The sequence below is a fragment of the Virgibacillus necropolis genome (assembly GCF_002224365.1).
Lineage (GTDB): Bacteria > Bacillota > Bacilli > Bacillales > Amphibacillaceae > Virgibacillus_F > Virgibacillus_F necropolis.
On the sequence record NZ_CP022437.1, the window covers coordinates 36,889 to 53,478 of the forward strand.

Annotated in this window: 19 protein-coding genes, 1 pseudogene and 2 riboswitches; of the genes and pseudogenes, 4 read left to right on the forward strand and 16 right to left on the reverse strand. The window is 38.5% G+C overall.

The genetic code is table 11. The features are described 5' to 3' along the window. Positions 1–154: 154 nt before the first annotated feature. A complete protein-coding gene (locus CFK40_RS21725) occupies positions 155–373 on the forward strand; it encodes a hypothetical protein (RefSeq protein ID WP_405196581.1) in 219 nt (72 codons plus the stop codon). Positions 374–415: 42 nt separating this feature from the next. Here CFK40_RS21725 and CFK40_RS21435 read toward each other — a convergent pair whose 3' ends face one another. The 12 genes from CFK40_RS21435 to CFK40_RS00240 form a co-directional block, all read right to left on the reverse strand. Continuing rightward, complete coding sequence (locus tag CFK40_RS21435; RefSeq protein ID WP_264371383.1) at positions 416–541, reverse strand: hypothetical protein; 126 nt, start codon at positions 539–541, stop codon at positions 416–418. 51 nt (positions 542–592) lie between these two features. Beyond that, positions 593–1,279, reverse strand: a complete 687-nt coding sequence (gene tenA, locus CFK40_RS00190) for a thiaminase II (protein ID WP_089530125.1) — start codon at positions 1,277–1,279, stop codon at positions 593–595. Between the two features lie 61 nt (positions 1,280–1,340). Then, positions 1,341–1,441, reverse strand: a riboswitch (TPP riboswitch). 61 nt (positions 1,442–1,502) lie between these two features. Beyond that, positions 1,503–1,991, reverse strand: a complete 489-nt coding sequence (gene thiW, locus CFK40_RS00195; RefSeq protein ID WP_089530126.1) for an energy coupling factor transporter S component ThiW — start codon at positions 1,989–1,991, stop codon at positions 1,503–1,505. 43 nt (positions 1,992–2,034) lie between these two features. Next, positions 2,035–2,691 carry a thiamine phosphate synthase gene (thiE, locus tag CFK40_RS00200; protein ID WP_089530127.1) on the reverse strand — a complete coding sequence of 219 codons (657 nt, stop codon included), beginning with the start codon at positions 2,689–2,691 and terminating at the stop codon, positions 2,035–2,037. A 5-nt stretch (positions 2,692–2,696) separates the two neighbouring features. Continuing rightward, entirely contained in the window at positions 2,697–3,491 is a 795-nt protein-coding gene (gene thiM / locus CFK40_RS00205; RefSeq protein WP_089530128.1) for a hydroxyethylthiazole kinase, read from the reverse strand. After that, positions 3,488–4,321 (reverse strand): bifunctional hydroxymethylpyrimidine kinase/phosphomethylpyrimidine kinase, encoded by an 834-nt coding sequence (thiD, locus tag CFK40_RS00210; protein ID WP_089530129.1) that lies wholly within the window; start codon positions 4,319–4,321, stop codon positions 3,488–3,490. Before thiD ends, thiM begins: the two co-directional genes overlap by 4 nt. 130 nt (positions 4,322–4,451) lie before the next feature. Next, positions 4,452–4,552: riboswitch (TPP riboswitch) on the reverse strand. A 69-nt stretch (positions 4,553–4,621) separates the two neighbouring features. After that, on the reverse strand, positions 4,622–4,999 hold the full coding sequence (locus CFK40_RS00215; RefSeq protein WP_227001837.1) for a VOC family protein: 378 nt from the start codon (positions 4,997–4,999) through the stop codon (positions 4,622–4,624). A 12-nt stretch (positions 5,000–5,011) separates the two neighbouring features. Next, positions 5,012–5,473: a GNAT family N-acetyltransferase gene (locus CFK40_RS00220; RefSeq protein ID WP_089530131.1), complete on the reverse strand. Its 462-nt coding sequence runs from the start codon at positions 5,471–5,473 to the stop codon at positions 5,012–5,014. A 65-nt stretch (positions 5,474–5,538) separates the two neighbouring features. After that, positions 5,539–5,970 carry an NUDIX hydrolase gene (locus CFK40_RS00225; RefSeq protein ID WP_089530132.1) on the reverse strand — a complete coding sequence of 144 codons (432 nt, stop codon included), beginning with the start codon at positions 5,968–5,970 and terminating at the stop codon, positions 5,539–5,541. A 14-nt stretch (positions 5,971–5,984) separates the two neighbouring features. After that, positions 5,985–6,488, reverse strand: a complete 504-nt coding sequence (locus CFK40_RS00230) for a GNAT family N-acetyltransferase (protein ID WP_089530133.1) — start codon at positions 6,486–6,488, stop codon at positions 5,985–5,987. 14 nt (positions 6,489–6,502) lie between these two features. Then, the gene (locus CFK40_RS00235) at positions 6,503–7,063 is read right to left on the reverse strand and encodes a maltose acetyltransferase domain-containing protein (RefSeq protein ID WP_089530134.1); all 561 of its coding nucleotides are present in this window, start codon (positions 7,061–7,063) and stop codon (positions 6,503–6,505) included. An 85-nt stretch (positions 7,064–7,148) separates the two neighbouring features. Further along, positions 7,149–7,982, reverse strand: a complete 834-nt coding sequence (locus CFK40_RS00240; protein ID WP_089530135.1) for a GNAT family N-acetyltransferase — start codon at positions 7,980–7,982, stop codon at positions 7,149–7,151. Between the two features lie 169 nt (positions 7,983–8,151). On the opposite strand from CFK40_RS00240, the gene CFK40_RS00245 reads away from it, so the two are divergent. Together CFK40_RS00245 and CFK40_RS00250 are read left to right on the forward strand one after the other, a co-directional pair. Next, positions 8,152–9,294, forward strand: a complete 1,143-nt coding sequence (locus CFK40_RS00245; RefSeq protein ID WP_089530136.1) for a conserved virulence factor C family protein — start codon at positions 8,152–8,154, stop codon at positions 9,292–9,294. A 20-nt stretch (positions 9,295–9,314) separates the two neighbouring features. Further along, positions 9,315–10,247, forward strand: coding sequence for an aldo/keto reductase (locus CFK40_RS00250; RefSeq protein WP_089530137.1), 933 nt, complete (start codon positions 9,315–9,317; stop codon positions 10,245–10,247). Positions 10,248–10,429: 182 nt separating this feature from the next. On the opposite strand, the gene CFK40_RS00255 is transcribed toward CFK40_RS00250, so the two are convergent. From CFK40_RS00255 to CFK40_RS21855, 3 genes and pseudogenes are all read right to left on the reverse strand, one after another. Continuing rightward, on the reverse strand, positions 10,430–11,191 hold the full coding sequence (locus CFK40_RS00255; RefSeq protein ID WP_089530138.1) for a DUF3891 family protein: 762 nt from the start codon (positions 11,189–11,191) through the stop codon (positions 10,430–10,432). Between the two features lie 589 nt (positions 11,192–11,780). Continuing rightward, complete coding sequence (locus CFK40_RS00260; RefSeq protein WP_405196564.1) at positions 11,781–12,311, reverse strand: superoxide dismutase family protein; 531 nt, start codon at positions 12,309–12,311, stop codon at positions 11,781–11,783. Positions 12,312–12,389: 78 nt separating this feature from the next. Continuing rightward, positions 12,390–12,503, reverse strand: a pseudogene (locus CFK40_RS21855) (DUF2935 domain-containing protein); the annotation flags it as partial. A 144-nt stretch (positions 12,504–12,647) separates the two neighbouring features. Between CFK40_RS21855 and CFK40_RS00265 the strand changes: the two are divergent. Further along, positions 12,648–13,250, forward strand: a complete 603-nt coding sequence (locus CFK40_RS00265; RefSeq protein WP_089530139.1) for a Uma2 family endonuclease — start codon at positions 12,648–12,650, stop codon at positions 13,248–13,250. 95 nt (positions 13,251–13,345) lie between these two features. Here CFK40_RS00265 and CFK40_RS00270 read toward each other — a convergent pair whose 3' ends face one another. Further along, positions 13,346–16,471 carry an efflux RND transporter permease subunit gene (locus CFK40_RS00270; RefSeq protein WP_089530140.1) on the reverse strand — a complete coding sequence of 1,042 codons (3,126 nt, stop codon included), beginning with the start codon at positions 16,469–16,471 and terminating at the stop codon, positions 13,346–13,348. Positions 16,472–16,590: the final 119 nt, after the last annotated feature.

A 16,590-nucleotide genomic window follows, 5' to 3' on the forward strand; every position in this document is an offset into this window, starting at 1 on the left:
TGCTATTCATGAAGAGCCTATTTTGTTAAAAATGGGTTTTGCCAAATAAATAGGAAGGAGTATAATGAAAATAAAAGTAAGGAATAGGGGGATGTTAAATGGTGTTAAACGCTAAAATAACCAGTAAAAAGGGCAAATTACTATCCCTGTTGAAATCAGACGGTTATTAGACGTAGATACTGGTGATCAGATCTCATTTAACGTAAATGATCACGGAGTAGTAATGAATAAATTAGTTCGACCATTAACAATTCAAGAAAGATTTTCAGATTATGATATCAGTCAGTTGAATAAGAATTTAAAAAATCCATGCAAGAGTTTGGCGCAGGTGGAGATGTTGGAAAGGAACAATTATGAGATACAAAGCTTGTAGCTAGAACAACATTCTTATCCGTGTTTTTCTAGCTTTAGTATCTCAATCATTTTTCACCATAGCCATTGTTAATGTTCCAGATGTTAAATTAACATGTGGAGGTTTAATCTGATCTGTCACGTCTATTCCTTCTATGTATACACGGAATAAAGCAAGGTTTTTTTCCAAAAAAAGAGGCCCTCCCAATAGGAAGGCACCTCACGAAAACTTCTATTAAAATCACACTTTCACATAATCCCCAACTGGCCATACTTCACTAGTAAATGCCATTTCCCAAAAAGATAACTCCAATTGACAGCTTTTGCGAAAAGCACTTTTTATTTTCTCCAGTTCTGCAGGGCTTGCATCTGCAGCTAATTTATCTAACATATACCGCATCTTCATCGTGGTCTCCGCCACCCGCTCATCTGCGTAAAATGAAATCCATGGATAAAATGGATGATCTTCATCGGGCTGATACGTTTTCATTAATTCTTGCCCAATTTCTAAATATGTCCACGGACATGGCAATAGTGCTGCAATAACTTCGCCCAGGCTTCCCATATGAGCATGATACATCATATGTTTCACATAATGATCGGCTGTTGGTGGTAATGGGTACCCTTGTAATTCCGCATATCCAACACCGATTTGTTCGCAAAAGTTATTGTGTGGATGGATTTCACTATTCAACACAAAGTCAATTTGATTATTAAAAAAGCTAATATCATCTCGATTATTTGACTTAGAGATTGCTATCCCATAAATATACATAAATGCATTTAAGTACTCATAATCAGCTTTTATATAATGTGCTAACGCCTCTTTTGGCACACTACCTTTTCCAATGCCCTGCACAAAAGAATGATTAAAAATTGCCTCGTATACATCTTGGTTCTCCTTGCGTAACGTTTCAGTAAAAGTCATAAAAATGCCTCCTTGGATTGATTGGAAGCTACTAGAAGAATGATAAAGTAGATAAATAGAGGACTCGTCCTCACTACTTCCCTTCGCTGGTATTACCCAGATCAGGTTCAAAGGGATAAAGGATTATCCTTATCTCAGCATGTTGCACCCCTAGTAGTTCCTAATAGGATGTTCAAAAAATCACCAAATGATAAATGGCGACTTTTTGAACACGCACTAATTACTATATGTTTTGTAATGGACTTGCTTGTTTAACACGAATCACAACGAAATAACCTATAAAGGCTCCTGAAATACTGCTCACTAAAAATGATGGTAAAAATACAAAGGCGCCTAGCGAGCTGCCCATCAGCAGGTTTGCATATGGTACTGAAAATAACGATCCAATTATCCCTGTCCCGACAACTTCACCAACTACAGCCAGCATTTTACGGCCAAATTTTTTATACAAATACCCAGCTAAAAACGCTCCAATCATCCCTCCTGGAAAAGCAAGTAACGTCCCAAGACCAAGTATATTGCGCATTAGCCCTGTCATAAACGCAATCACTACTGCAGGCCCCGGTCCTAGTGTTATAGCTGCCATCACGTTTACCGCATGCTGGACAGGGTATGCTTTTGCGATCCCCGCCGGAAACCAAAGTAATTGCGATCCTATAACACCAATTGCGATAAAAACTGCCATTGTAGTTAAAACCCTTGTGCGATACATTATTAGCCTCCTTTTCGAATAATCTTCTAGTCCAACCACCTCCTTAATGATTATTATTTATTTCTACTCTAGTAGCTGCTACTTCTAATTCATGAGCCGCTTCTTTATAATTTCCCGCCTGACTAATTGCTGAAATAACCGATATACCTGACGCTCCAGCTTCCATGATATCTCCTGCATTTTCCCTTTTAATCCCACCTATTGCTACAATTGGAATAGCTATTTTTTTACTGATTTCCACTATTCTTTTTACCCCGATTGGTTCACGTGCATTTGCCTTGGTAGAAGTTTTAAAAATAGGTCCGACGCCTAGGTAATCAGCACCTTGCTGCTCAGCAAGGACCGCTTCCTCAACAGTTGACACCGATACCCCAACAGACATATCGTTTGGTAATCTTTCTTTTACGTTTACCACCGACTCATCTTTTTGACCAATATGGACACCGTCAGCATGAAGTTTAATGGCCAAGGCAATATCATCATTCACGATGAACGGAATAGTATTATTCAGACAAATATTACGTAGTTCAATCCCTAACTTATATTTTTCAAAACCCTTTTTGGCAGTAACCCCTTTTTCCCGATACTGAAAAGTTGTTATACCACCATCGATTGCTTGTTGTAGAACATATGTAGGATCCTCTATTGTATTTGTGCTACCCATAATAAAATATAAGCGAAGACTTTTTTTATCTATCATTTGTTTTATTCTCCTTTTAAAGTGAGCTCGCGAATGTTTGCTTTTGCCTTAACTTTTTCCTCGGATAAGTCATACAATTCATCCAATAAGGCTGGCAAAAATGTCCCCGGACCTTTAGTGTGCTCCATTGCAAGTTCGGCTGCTACACCATAACTACATACTGCTTGCACGGACGCATCATAGATATCAGCACATATACTTGAAAAAGCACCCACAATCGCCGTTAATAAACACCCTGTCCCTGTAACGTTTGGAAGCATAGCTACCCCGTTCTTGCATTGTGTAAGACTGTCGCCATCTGTTATCGTATCGGTTTTACCAGTCGCAATCACTACCGCCCTATACTTCTTTGCAACATGTATGGCTAATTCAGAATCGATTTCATCCACTAAGGTATCTGCACCTTTCATTTCAGTATCTAAACCTGCTAATACAGCTATTTCTCCAGCATTACCACGGATAACTAAGACATCAACTTTGGATAAAATTTGTTTGATTGCACTCGTGCGGAAAGTTGTCGCACCAATTGCTACTGGATCTAAAATTACAGGTATCCCTTTTTTATTGGCCGCTTTTCCTGCGAAAATCATCGCGTTAACCTGGTCTTGTGTACATGTGCCAATATTAATTACGAGCGCATCCGCATGTGATGCCATTTCAGCTGCTTCTTCGGGTGCATTTGCCATTGCAGGTGATGCCCCTATCGCCAATAATCCGTTCGCTGAAAAATTAGCAACAACCGTGTTCGTGATATTATGAATTAATGGTTTTTGATTTTTTATCTGCATAAGATAGTTCATTGAAAAATCCTCCTATTCCTTTTTGGTAACCCTTGTAAACGATAACCCCAATGGTTTGTTGGACCATTTCCTTTTCCAAGTTTTAAGCTATAGCGAATAGCATCTGTGATAAATAACTTTGCTGTCTTTACTGCATCATAAACAGAATTCCCTTTTGCGAGTTCAGCTGCGATGACCGCGGAATACGTACACCCAGTCCCATGTGTATGTTTGGTATTTATTCTTGCAGTGGGAAACCTGTGTATGCCAGCACCATCATATAAAACATCAACCGCTTCATCGTTAACATGATGACCACCCTTAACAACAGCCGCATTTGCGCCAAGCTCATGTACAATACGCCGTGCTGCATCTTCAGCCTCTGCTACGGACTCGATAGATTCGGATAGTAACACTTCTGCCTCTGGTATATTTGGCGTAACCACTGTTGCAAGTGGTAGTAGCCGATCAATCATCGTTTGTTTCGAATTGACATCCATCAAATGATCACCACTTTTTGCAACCATTACAGGATCAATTACATAGGGAATCGAGTACTTATCGATTGCCTCTGCGATAATCACCATCATCTCAGAAGTGGCAATCATACCGGTCTTGATAACATCCGGCGAGATATCCACCAACACACTTTCTATTTGTTTCTGGATAAAATCAGCGGGTAAGTGCTCTACATCCTGAACGCCAACAGTATTTTGCGCTACAATCGATGTCACAACACTCATCCCATAAACCTCTCGCTCTTGAAACGTTTTTAAATCGGCCTGGATACCAGCACCTCCAGTTGGATCGGTACCAGCAATGGTAAGTACAGTTGGAATAGAATGTTTCACAAAGAGAAACCCCTTTCATTCTGAATTAAAAATCCAATAGGGGCAGTGAAGAATCTAATGCGGGGTATTTTTAAACAAAAAACCACCCCAGAAATTGGAGTGGTTTGTATATATACAAAATTGTCTTTGATACAACCGATCTCCACTTTCCTACGCTAGTATGAACTAGATCAGGTTCAAAGGGATTAAGAATCTACTTATCTCAGCCAAGCGGCACCCCTAGTGGACTTTCTATTAAGTTATAACCTTACTTAAACATGTATACCTTTTTTTGTCAATTCAATAAATGGATTATTCTCACTATCCAGTACAAATCATTATAATATGTTGATTCGGATCTTTTATAGTAAAAAAAGAAAAGTCATCAAATTCCACAATCTCCGAATCAATTTGATAACCAATGTCTTTCACAAATTCATAGGAATCATGGATATTATCTGTGTGGAAATTAAACAGTGGATATAGAGAAGGATTAATTATTTTCTTTTCTACCTTTGGTCCAGCATCCAATGTTAAACCTGTATGGTGGTTAATTTTCATCTTAAATACTGGTTCCGAAACTTCTGATGGTTCATAAGTTTCTCCTAGCAATCTTGCATACCATTCTACTGATTTTGATAGGTCACTAACGTGAACAAAAATTGTGTTGATTTGGTTTTTTATTGGACTAGACATCATTTATCCCTCCGATTAAATTAATTTAGTCATTTTATAATTGGTAAAACTAACCCCGGCAATTAACTTTGATTGTTCCTTATGAGTTTGATAGCCATGTGAAAGAAAAAAAGGTTTAGCTGTAATACTTGCGTCAGTCGATAATCGATTAATCATGCGTAGCTTTGCATCTTTCTCTAGCTGGTTAACAATTCCAGAAGCAATACCTTCTGCTTGATGGTCTTTATGTACATACAACAAATCGATCCAACCATCTTCAGTCAGATTTCCAAAACCTACTATTACACCATTGATAATTGCAACATATGTAGTACTTTTTTCAAAACGATCTAACCATTCATCAAGCGTCTGGGAGTTATTTGCCCATACCTTGACCTGTTCCATTGAATAATCTTTCCTATTTATCGTTAAGATTGTTTCTCTAAACACAGTGACAACCTCATTAATCATATTTTTTTCAAACCGTTTTAATTCCAAAAAAGCATATCCTACCTTCTTTTTGATTGGTTTTATCGTGTCATGATTGAAAACTTAAATGGCATTTAATTCCTCACACCTTGAAATACATATGGGATTGATGAAGCCAACAAGGTCTTCACGCCATTTTTATGGTATGGCATTAATTCAGCTGCTGTATCTAAATCTACCCACTTCACTTCTGAAATACCAACTTTTTCATCTTTATCCTGAATAGCTAATTCTCCACCAACTATTTTCCCTTTAAATGTTACAAATAAAGCATGATGATCATCTTTCGTCATAAACGCTTCATTCACTGAAACAATATCATCAACTTCAATCGTTAATCCCGTTTCCTCTTTTGCTTCACGGATGGCAGTCATTTTCAATGTTTCACCTGCTTCAACAGCGCCGCCAGGCAACGACCAGTTGTTATATTTATTGTTTTTTACCATTAAAATTTTATTTTCCACTTCATCATGGATAAGTGAATATGCAACATCTACTCGCTTCATCTTAACAAACCACCTTATCTGTTCTCTATCCAAAATCTACGCTTCACATTCCCGTCTTCTTCTGGGAAACTTTTATCCTCTATTCCACCATTGTTCAAAATAGTATTGGCTGAACCAATATTATCCTCATCACATGTAACCAACACACGGTCAATTTTTAATTTCTTACATTTTTTTAGAGCTTCAGCTAAAATTAATGTTGCATAGCCTTTTCGCCTTTCAGAAGGTCGTACACTATATCCAATATGACCTCCAACGTTAAATAAAAAGTCATTTAAATCATGGCGGATGTCAACCATTGCTAAAACACGATCTTGATCATTGACTAGAAAATAATTGGAACTTGGCAGCCAATGATCGTTTCCTTTTTCCCGGGTTGCAAGCGCATTTAAATAATCTTTATAGCTCTCATGTCCGTCCAAACTATAGCTACTGGGTACCATTCTGGAAGATCCCCATTCTGCTGCATAATCCTGATGTTCTTTCTCCCATTCTATAGAAGGCCTTACTAGTCTCATCCTTCACCCTCCGTTCAGTCAATATGTTTGATAACCTTTGCTGGATTTCCCCCTACCACAACATTATCTGGAACATCCTTTGTGACAATCGCACCTGCTGCCACAACAACATTATTGCCTACCGTTACACCTGGATTAATAACAGCTCTACCGCCTATCCACACATTGTCCCCAATAGTAACGGGTTTACCGTACTCTGGACCTTTTATTCGTTCATATGGATCAATAGGATGTGTGGCTGTATAAATATGTACACCCGGGGCCATCGCACAATTATCTCCAATCCGCACTTCACAAACATCTAAAATGACGCAATCAAAATTGGCATAAAAATTTTCACCAACATGAATGTTATAGCCATAATCACAGCGAAAGCTTGGTTCAACCCCTAGCACATCACCACTCGATCCAAAAAGCTCCTTTAGAAGTAATGTCCGTTTCAAATTTTCTGTTTCTGTCGATTGATTAATTTGTCGGGTTAGACCTCGCGCATAAGTTCGTTCCTCAATTAACTCTGGATCCCACGCCTCATAAAGCTCACCATCTACCATTTTTTGTTTTTCGGTTTTAGTCATGTTTTTATCTCCTTTTAAACTACCTAGATTTAATGTTAGTAAATGATCATATATTACATCAAGCGATGCACAAGCGTCTCAAAGTTTAATCGCTTAATCTTGTTAAACTATAATAATCTTGAACCTCATATGCATGGAATCCACAGTCTTCATATAATTTCAATGCATGTTTATTTTCTACAGCTACCTCTAATAGTATGTCTTTCCCAGTTTTTTGTTCATCTCGCACAATTTGCGTGAGTGCACGTCTTCCATAACCTTGTCCTTGGAATTTCGGGAAAACAGCAAAACCATAAATGTAGCTTTCCTTTTCGTCATGTGAAACACCGACTTTACCTACAGGTTCATGGTTAGCTTCAATTATATAAGAAACCTTTTGATCATTTTTTCCATTATTTTCATTGAATTCTCGTGCACCAGCCTCATCAAAGCAAAAGCATGCTACATCTAATTTAATCTTTATTTCCATATCTTCCGAAGTCGCTTCCCTTAGCTGAACAAAATTGTCCTTAGATTCTAGTTTTTTATATTCCCATTTCATTTGGTATTCTGAAAAAGTATATTCACAGGTTTTTGTTTGTAACCAATTCTTTGCTGATTGTGATTTAGCTGGTGCATTTATTAAAATTCTTTTTGCATTATCTGGAATCGCAGTAATCGCATCATTAAATAGATCGATAAAAACACCGCACAGTCGATAACTCGGGTGAACCATTCCACAAATTTCATATTCATTTCCAAATCTATAGATTGCCAAGAATCCGATTAAAGTATCATTTTCATAATGAAAAAAATCCATCTTCTCATTTTCTTTCCTTGCCTTTAACATCTCCCAATTTAGCTTGAGTTGAATGCTTTCTTCTTTTTCGCATATATCTTGTATCCGTTTAATATCGTTTAATTGTTGTTCGTTCAACATGATGTAGCTCCTTTTTCAGTTCTTATCTTCTTACCCTATTTAAATTCTCCATTAGCCTTGTAAATTCCTTCAAATGAAAGCACTAAATTACAAATGAAATTCGATAAATGGATAATAGCAATCTTCTTTGTTAAAATCGGTCATAGTAAGTAATAGAGGAGAATGTGAAGTGAAAATAGTCTCAATTGAACCAACCCCAAGTCCGCATTCGATGAAAATTAACGTGGATGAACACTTACCAGATGGACAAACACGAAATTATAAGCTTGAAGATAATCTAGATAGTGCTCCTGATTATATCAAGGAACTATTTGCGATAAAAGGTGTAAAAGGTATTTATCAGGTTATTGACTTTATAGCCCTTGAACGAAATGCTCGAGACGCATGGGAGGATATTCTTCCAGAGGTCCGAAATGTTTTAGGATCTACTGAGGAAGTTTCAGAATCTGAAACGAACGGACAGCCTAAAGCGGATGATCACTTTGGTGAAATCAAGGTTTTTATTCAACAGTTTCGTGGTATCCCCGTCCAGGTGAAACTCCAAGATGGCGACAATGAGCAGCGTTTCGGACTACACGAAAGATTTATGGATGCAACAATGAAGGCGTCAGTTGCCACTACCAATATGTTGATGGAAAGAAAATGGGTAGAACAAAGCACGCGTTATGGGGATGTAAATGAAATTGGACGAGATGTAGTCGAAGAGCTTTCAGCAAGCTATGACCAAGAAAGACTTGAAGAATTAGTTAAAAAAGCTCTATCGAATGATGAAACCGATTCGCAGCAACCTTTGACACAAAAGAAAAAGGTTACACTTGATATGCTGGATACTCCAAGCTGGAAAGAACGTTATGCCGCACTTGATCGAATGGATCCAAGCGCAGACGACTTACCCGTCTTGGATAAAGCAATAAGTGATGAAAAAGCATCAATCCGTCGTCTTGCTACTGCTTATCTGGGGATGATTGAAGAACCTGAAGTACTCCCCTATTTATATAAAGCGTTAAAAGATAAAGCTGTAAACGTCAGGCGTACTGCTGGTGATTGCTTATCAGACCTTGGATTTCAAGAAGCTATTCCAGAAATGATTGCTACACTTTCTGATAAAAGCCGAATAGTTCGTTGGCGTGGGGCAATGTTTTTATACGAAATTGGTGACGAGACTGCTATTCCTGCATTGCAACAAGCGATTGATGATCCAGAATTTGAAGTACGCATGCAAGCAAAGATGGCTCTGGCTCGTATTGAAGGCGGGGAAAAGGCGAAAGGGTCAATCTGGCATCAGATGACCGAAGCAACAAAGCAGAAATAACGAAATTGGAGATGTATAAGATGACAAAACAAACAAGAATCGGAAAAACTGACCTACATGTAAATCCAATTGGACTTGGTACGAATGCAGTTGGTGGCCATAACCTTTATCCAAACCTAGATGAAGAAGCCGGAAAGAATTTGGTGAAGTCAGCTATCACTAATGGAATAAACTTTGTCGACACGGCATTTATTTATGGACCTGAACGTTCTGAGGAACTAGTTGGGGAAGTTATAAAAGAAACTGGCAAACGTGATGAAGTTGTTCTTGCGACAAAAGGTGCACATAAATTTGTTGGGGATGGTGTTATATTTGATAACTCACAAGCATTTTTAAAGCAAGCGGTTGAAGATAGCCTAAAAAGACTTCAAACAGACTACATTGATTTATTCTATATTCATTTTCCAGATGAAGACACACCAAAAAATGAGTCTGTTCATGCTTTAAAAGAATTAAAAGATGAAGGAAAAATTAAAGCCATTGGTGTATCAAACTTTTCACTCGATCAACTAAAGGAAGCAAATAAAGATGGCGATGTTGATGTTTATCAAGGAGAATATAACTTATTAAAACGGGACGCAGAAAAAGAGTTGTTTCCATATTTAGAGGAACAAAACATTTCATTTGTACCATTCTTCCCTTTCGCATCTGGAATACTTGCGGGAAAATATGATACAAATACGAAGTTTGATGACTTTCGTGCAAAAATGCCACATCTACAGGGTAAGGAATTCGAACAAAACCTTGAGAAAATCGAAAAGGTACGCAAAATTGCCGAGTCAAAACAAGCAGAAATTGCCCATGTTGTTCTTGCATGGTACCTAACACGTAGCCCCATTGATGTTGTTATACCTGGTGCAAAAAGAGCAGATCAAGTACTAAACAATAGTAAAGCATTGAATGTTAATCTAACTGCCGAAGAAATTAAAAAAATTGATTGGATTTTTAGGTGAGAGGAAATGCATAGAAAAGACGCCTATACAAATGTATAGACGTCTTTTCTGTATTTGCGGCGAAAAATCATGTGTTCACATTCACATGTATTGCCTTATTTTTCGTCTTATGCAAATCAGCTCATCGCAAGAATTAAGTATACCATTAAACTTTGCTATTCTGCAATAAAATTTAATTTATATTAGCCGGTAACCCTAACACGAACCCTCTCTTCAAGAGTGTTTTCATATGCTGACAAAATACCTTCTTCAGCTATATGTTCTTTTGGTACTACTTTTTGATTTATTTCAATGACAACAGGCTCTTCAAAAGGCAATTGAGATAAAGAAATAGTATGCTTGTCCTTCCAGCAAATATCTAAATGACTACCATAAAAAAATGAAAATGTGGAAGGAATAGGCATCCCCTTCTTATAAAAATAATGCTCATGTTCCTTCGATACATCTGGTTCGTTTAAGCAAACGTACAAGGACAAGTTATCACAAAAATTTAGTAAGTCGTAATGAAACTGAAAAGCTTCTTCATCAAAATCGATTAATTGTTTTATTCTATTCTGGCGATCCTGTTCATTTCGTAAAAACCGTTGTGATTCCTCCCCAAAATCATCTGCTGTAAAACGATAATAATGATGACTACACAGAAGACTTGCATAAGGATCCATCTTTTCTATCTCATCGATTCCATTCTTGTAGAAAACAAGTTTAGGTTCAGTTGGTAAGTCCATAAATGAATATGGTAATCCAGTTTGGTCATTCCAAAAAGGTTTCTTATCTACTGGAATCCAGCCTCTATCGTGTTCCGAGATTGCCAGTTCTACTGACGCTCGTTTGTCCTTATCATTGAAAATAGAATTTTCCCATTTCGCAGCAAAGACCCCCGAAATCCGTGCATGGTTATCCTGTGTAATCATAACGATATCATCCGTGCGTTCTCGTACTATCATCAAATCCTCCTCTAAATTAGAATAGCGCAGGCACCTTCGAAACAATCCAGTGCAGAATGATGGTTTTTATCACAAGGCTGTTTTCGTATAGTTTATTGCTTGCTCATACCGCCAAACTTGATATAAATTACGACATAATTGCTGGTTTTAGTGGTTGGACAATCGTTCCGGAAATCCACTTCGCTTTCCCACAGGAGTCTCCGTGGATTTCCTTCACTGGGTTTGTGCTTAAAATTTCAATTTACTTTATCACTGGTTGCTTTTATTATAAAATAGCCTTCAATTTATGGCAATTGATTGGAGCGGAGGGCAGTCGACTCCTGCGGGAGGATAGGCATAGGTGAGACCCCGCAGTGCGGAGCACGAGGAGGCTCACCAGCCGCCCTAAGGTGCGCGACTGCCCGCAGCAGAAATCAACCAGTACTTACGTGGCAGTCTATCTATTTTGTGTCAAAAACAACAATCTTTTAGAAGACAGTCTATCACCAAGAGATTTGACTTAAAATCTCAGGCGGACTAGGATGCTTGCGCTAGACAAATAAAAAACACCCTTCAGATAAGGATATCCAAAGGGGTGTTACAGTGCAACTTATTGAAGTGCCATTATCGGACCGCAGCCTATCCGTTTTCCAGCATCCCCCGAAGGCTGTGACCGATAATCATCAGGATTCTGATGAATCATGACTGAATGCCCAATAACATCCTCTACACTAAATGCATTTGTAAAAAATGACATTCTAGCATAACCATTATTCGAAAATAGAACTGGAAAATCGCCTGCATGATTCCCGTGTGGCTGATTAGTCGGATTCCAGTGCCCACCTGCCTCTTGGAAGGGCTCCGGCTTATCTGCACTTCCGCAATCAGCATGTTGATGAATATGAAAGCCATGCGGTCCTATCGGCGCTTGATCCCCTTGTGCTGGTTGGTATGGTGGGAGTCCTGATACTTCCACCATTACTTCTGTACCATAAGGAACGTCTGTGAAAACAACATAACCGTATAAATCCGGGGCTAATGCACTACCTTGTACCTCTGCATACGCTCTTGATACCCTTTGTCTTACTGGATAATACATTTGATAATCGTTGCCATATTGCCCATTGTTATATGAATACATTTTTGTGTAATCCCCCTACATTTTCTTTATGTGATTACACATCATATGCCTATACGTATTTTTTGTGAAAAAGCACTCTTAGCTTCCAGTAACTCTTGGCTTCGTAGGATCGCAGCTCGGAGCTTCAAGTCCACTAGACTGTGCAAGCTGTATAAGGTAGTAGCATTCCTCCCTCGCCATATGGTCAGCCATGAAACGTATAATAATTTTCCTTTTGTTAACATGATGACGACCCTTCTAACCAACCTGGGATATTCTGATTAGCCACTATTTAAACTGGAATTTTCCTGTAGATATATTATACTAAATATAACGTTCTAACGAGGAGGATCAAAGATGAGTGATAAAAGTAAAAGCGACAAATTAAATCACAATATTATAAGAGAAAATAACCTCACGTACAATGACTATGCATCGATAGATGATGGTAATTATTATGAATTATCAGGGGGACAACTTGAGCTAATGAGCCCAGCTCCATCCGTTACTCATCAGTTTATTAGTTTCGAGATCCAAAAAAACATTACACAAAGCTGTGAATCAGATTACATTATATTATATGCACCTGTTGACATGATTTTGTCATCTACTGAAGTACGTCAACCAGACCTTGTACTTATTAATCGAAAACGTATAGGTATAATAAGTAAACGAGGAATAGAGGGAGCGCCAGACCTTGTTGTGGAAATTCTTTCTCCTTCAACGTTAAAAAGGGATAAAATTGATAAATTAAAGACGTATGCTATATTCCGTATTCCTGAGTATTGGATCGTTGAACCTGATACTGGTGTTTTAGAACAACACATTTTACACGGTGACCAGTACAATCTTGTTGATATCTTTCAAAAAGACGATCTTGTCAATTCCCCAAACATCCCATGTATTTCTTTCACAATGGCTGCAGTTATGGAAAACATCCCCCCTTTGTCAGATGAATAATGCCTTTTTTTATTTGCCTAATCTCCCCCTTCTTGTTGTAAAAGCCTTGCTTATCATTCCAATTGGAAGATATAAGCAAGGCTTTATTTCAAAATTTATTCTTTTATATCCTTTTTCCTAAATTTAGCGAATGCTTCATAAACGATTGGGACAATAACAAGTGTTAATAACGTTGAACTTGTTAAACCACCAATTACTGTCAGTCCCAGCCCTTTTGATATCAGACCTCCGCCTTCCATTCCAATTGCGAGCGGGATTAGCGCTCCAATCGTGGCAAGAGCAGTCATTAAAATAGGACGCAGACGTGTAGATCCTGCTTCCAGAAGGGCCTCTCTCGTAGACAGGCCTTCCTTTTCTTTATGAATAACACGGTCAATCAGAACAATCGCGTTTGTTACAACAATACCAATCAGCATCAATGCACCAATCATTGCCGACACACTTAAAGGTTCATCTGCTATCCATAATGCTACTAAACCACCAATTATAGTGAATGGCAGTGAGAATAGAATGGCAAGAGGCGCCAGTGCACCACCAAATGTTACGACTAACACGAAGTAAACAATGGCTATTGCAGCAAGCATTGCCAAGCCTAACTGCATAAACGACTCATTAATTTGTTCCGTAACACCACCAAACTCAACGTTTACTCCATTTGACAGGTCAAGTTCATTTATTTCATTTTCAACCTCAGTCGAAACAGCCGCTACATCATTAGTCTTTACTTCCGCAGTTAGTGATGCATACATCTTGCCTTCTCTTCGTTCAATCGTATCAGGTGATTTTCCTTCTTCAACATCCACCACTTCTCCTAATTTAACGGTGGTTCCAAGCGGTGTTTGAATTTCAGAGTTCGTTAAATCTTCAATACTATCATATTGCTTTTCTTCCACTTCAATATAAACATTCACATCTTCCCCGTCGTGTTTCACAGTCGTGAGAATTGGCGCTTCACCAGCACTGCTAAGCTTCATGCCAACCTGTGCTGCCGTCAGCCCATATTGACTTAATTTTTCCTGATTAGCGACAAGCGTATATTGATCGTATGCTTCAGATATACTTGACTCAACTTTTTCCAGATCATTGTGGTCTTTCATTGTCGGCAGAATTTGACCTACAGCACTTTGAATCTCTTCCATATTGTCACCGTAGACAAACAACTGTAACCCACTTGCTCCCATACCGGCAAAATCAATGGTTCCCCATTCACCGTTCTCAGTCGTTTTGTTTAGGGTTTCGACCACTTTCGTATCCTCACCGCTAAAGTTCTCAAAATCGTCGGCATACTCCACATAGAATAATGCAGAATTTCCACCGCCCATCCCCATCATACTCATTGGGCTTCCTCCACCTAATGAATACTGGTAAGTTGTAACACCAGCACGGTCACTGAAAAGTTCTTCCGCATCAAGGGCAACTTCCTCAGCTTCTTCTCTTGTTTGCCCTGGCTCCGGACTATACGTAACCATCAACATTTTTTGTTCCTGAACTGGCAGGAAGCTCACTCCAATAATTGGCACTAAGAATAAGCTTAAAACCAATACCACCGATGCTCCACCAAAGGTAATCAGTTTATGGTTAAGTGTAAAGTCAAGAATACCCTTATAGAAGTTAGCTAGTTTACTTGGTTTCGCATGACTTTTAGTAACCTCTTTAGCTGCATTTCCAGCTAACCCTTTTTTAAACAGCGAATGTGCAAGCATAGGAACGATTGTCACTGCAACAATCAAGGATGCAGAAAGAGCAAACACAACCGCTAATGCAAATGGTAAGAACATCTCACCAACCTGCCCACTGACTAATCCTAGTGGTAAGAATACAGCAATCGTCACTATCGTAGAAGAAAAAATAGGTATAAACATCTGTCTTGTGGCCTCACGGATTAATTCTTTACCGCGAAGTTTTTCTCCAGATAAGGCCATACGTCTATATATATTTTCGACAACAACAATCGAATCATCGATTACCCGGCCGATTGCAACTGTCAGCGCACCGAGGGTCATAATGTTAAGCGTTATATCCATTTGATGCAACAGGAATACAGCCATCAATAGGGATAACGGAATCGAGATAATTGAAATTAACGTTGTTTTAATACTTCTCAAAAACAACAAGATAATAACCACTGCAAAAATTGCACCGAACAATGCCTTACTCAGCATTGTACTAACAGCTTCTTCGATTGGTTCTCCCTGATCAAAAGTAGTCGTTATCGTGAGGCCAAGATTGTCCTCGAATTTGCTGAGCGCATCTTTTACACCATTAACAACGTCAACAGTATTTGCGTCAGCTGCCTTTACAATCTGAATTCCAATCGAATCCTCACCATTTGTTCTCGAGATCGATTCGGCCTCTCCTGCTACTTTAATTTCAGCAAGTTCACCCAATGGGACTGTCGGTAATTGCAACGAACCTTGCTGCTCAGGATTTTGTTCTGGTGCTGATCCCTGTTGCGCGGCAGACTGACCCGATTGCGATGGTGTAATAGGAATCTCTAAATTCCTTAGATCGTCAACCGTTGCGACATTACCATCAATGACCAGATTTTTTACGTTACCATCGAAGTTTGTTAAGCCTAACGGGAAAGAAATATCTGACCCTTGAATCAATTGTTGGATTGTTTTTTGATTTAAGCCATATTTAGTAAGTTCGTTTTCATTAAAATTTATGGTAACCTTTTGCACTTGTTGTCCAGTAATTTGTGCATCAGAGACACCTTCAATGCCTTCTAACTCGGGAACAACTTTTCCCTCTACCGTTGTTGTCAATTGTTCAAGGGATTGATCCTCATTACTAATGCTTAAAGCGATTACTGGAAAAGCATTTAAACTCAACCGGGAGACTTGTGGTTCTTTAGCCCCTTCAGGTAAATTTAAATCAGACAAAGCGCTCTCAACTTCACTTGTTGCTTTATCCATATCAGAATCAAAACTGAATTGAATTTGGATAGAAGAAGCGTTTGCTAAAGAAGTAGAGCTAACTAGTTCCACCCCTTTTAAATTCTGTACCCGTTGCTCAATTGGCACCGTCACTTCTTCTGCAACCTCATCTGGTGCTGCACCTGGATAAGTAGTCAATACAGATACATTTGGTAAGGTAATGTCAGGCATCGTTTCTTGTTTCATGTTTAAACCCGAATATAAACCTGCTACAACAACCATAATAGTTAAAATCCATATAGCTAATTTATTATTAAGAGAAAAATTAATGATTTGCTTCAAGCAGTACACTCCTTCATCCTATATTTTCTTGTGACTGACTGGTCATAACATTATTTAATATAAATGATTCACACCTATTGTGCAACTACTGATTTTTCATGGTTCTAACCATAAATTGT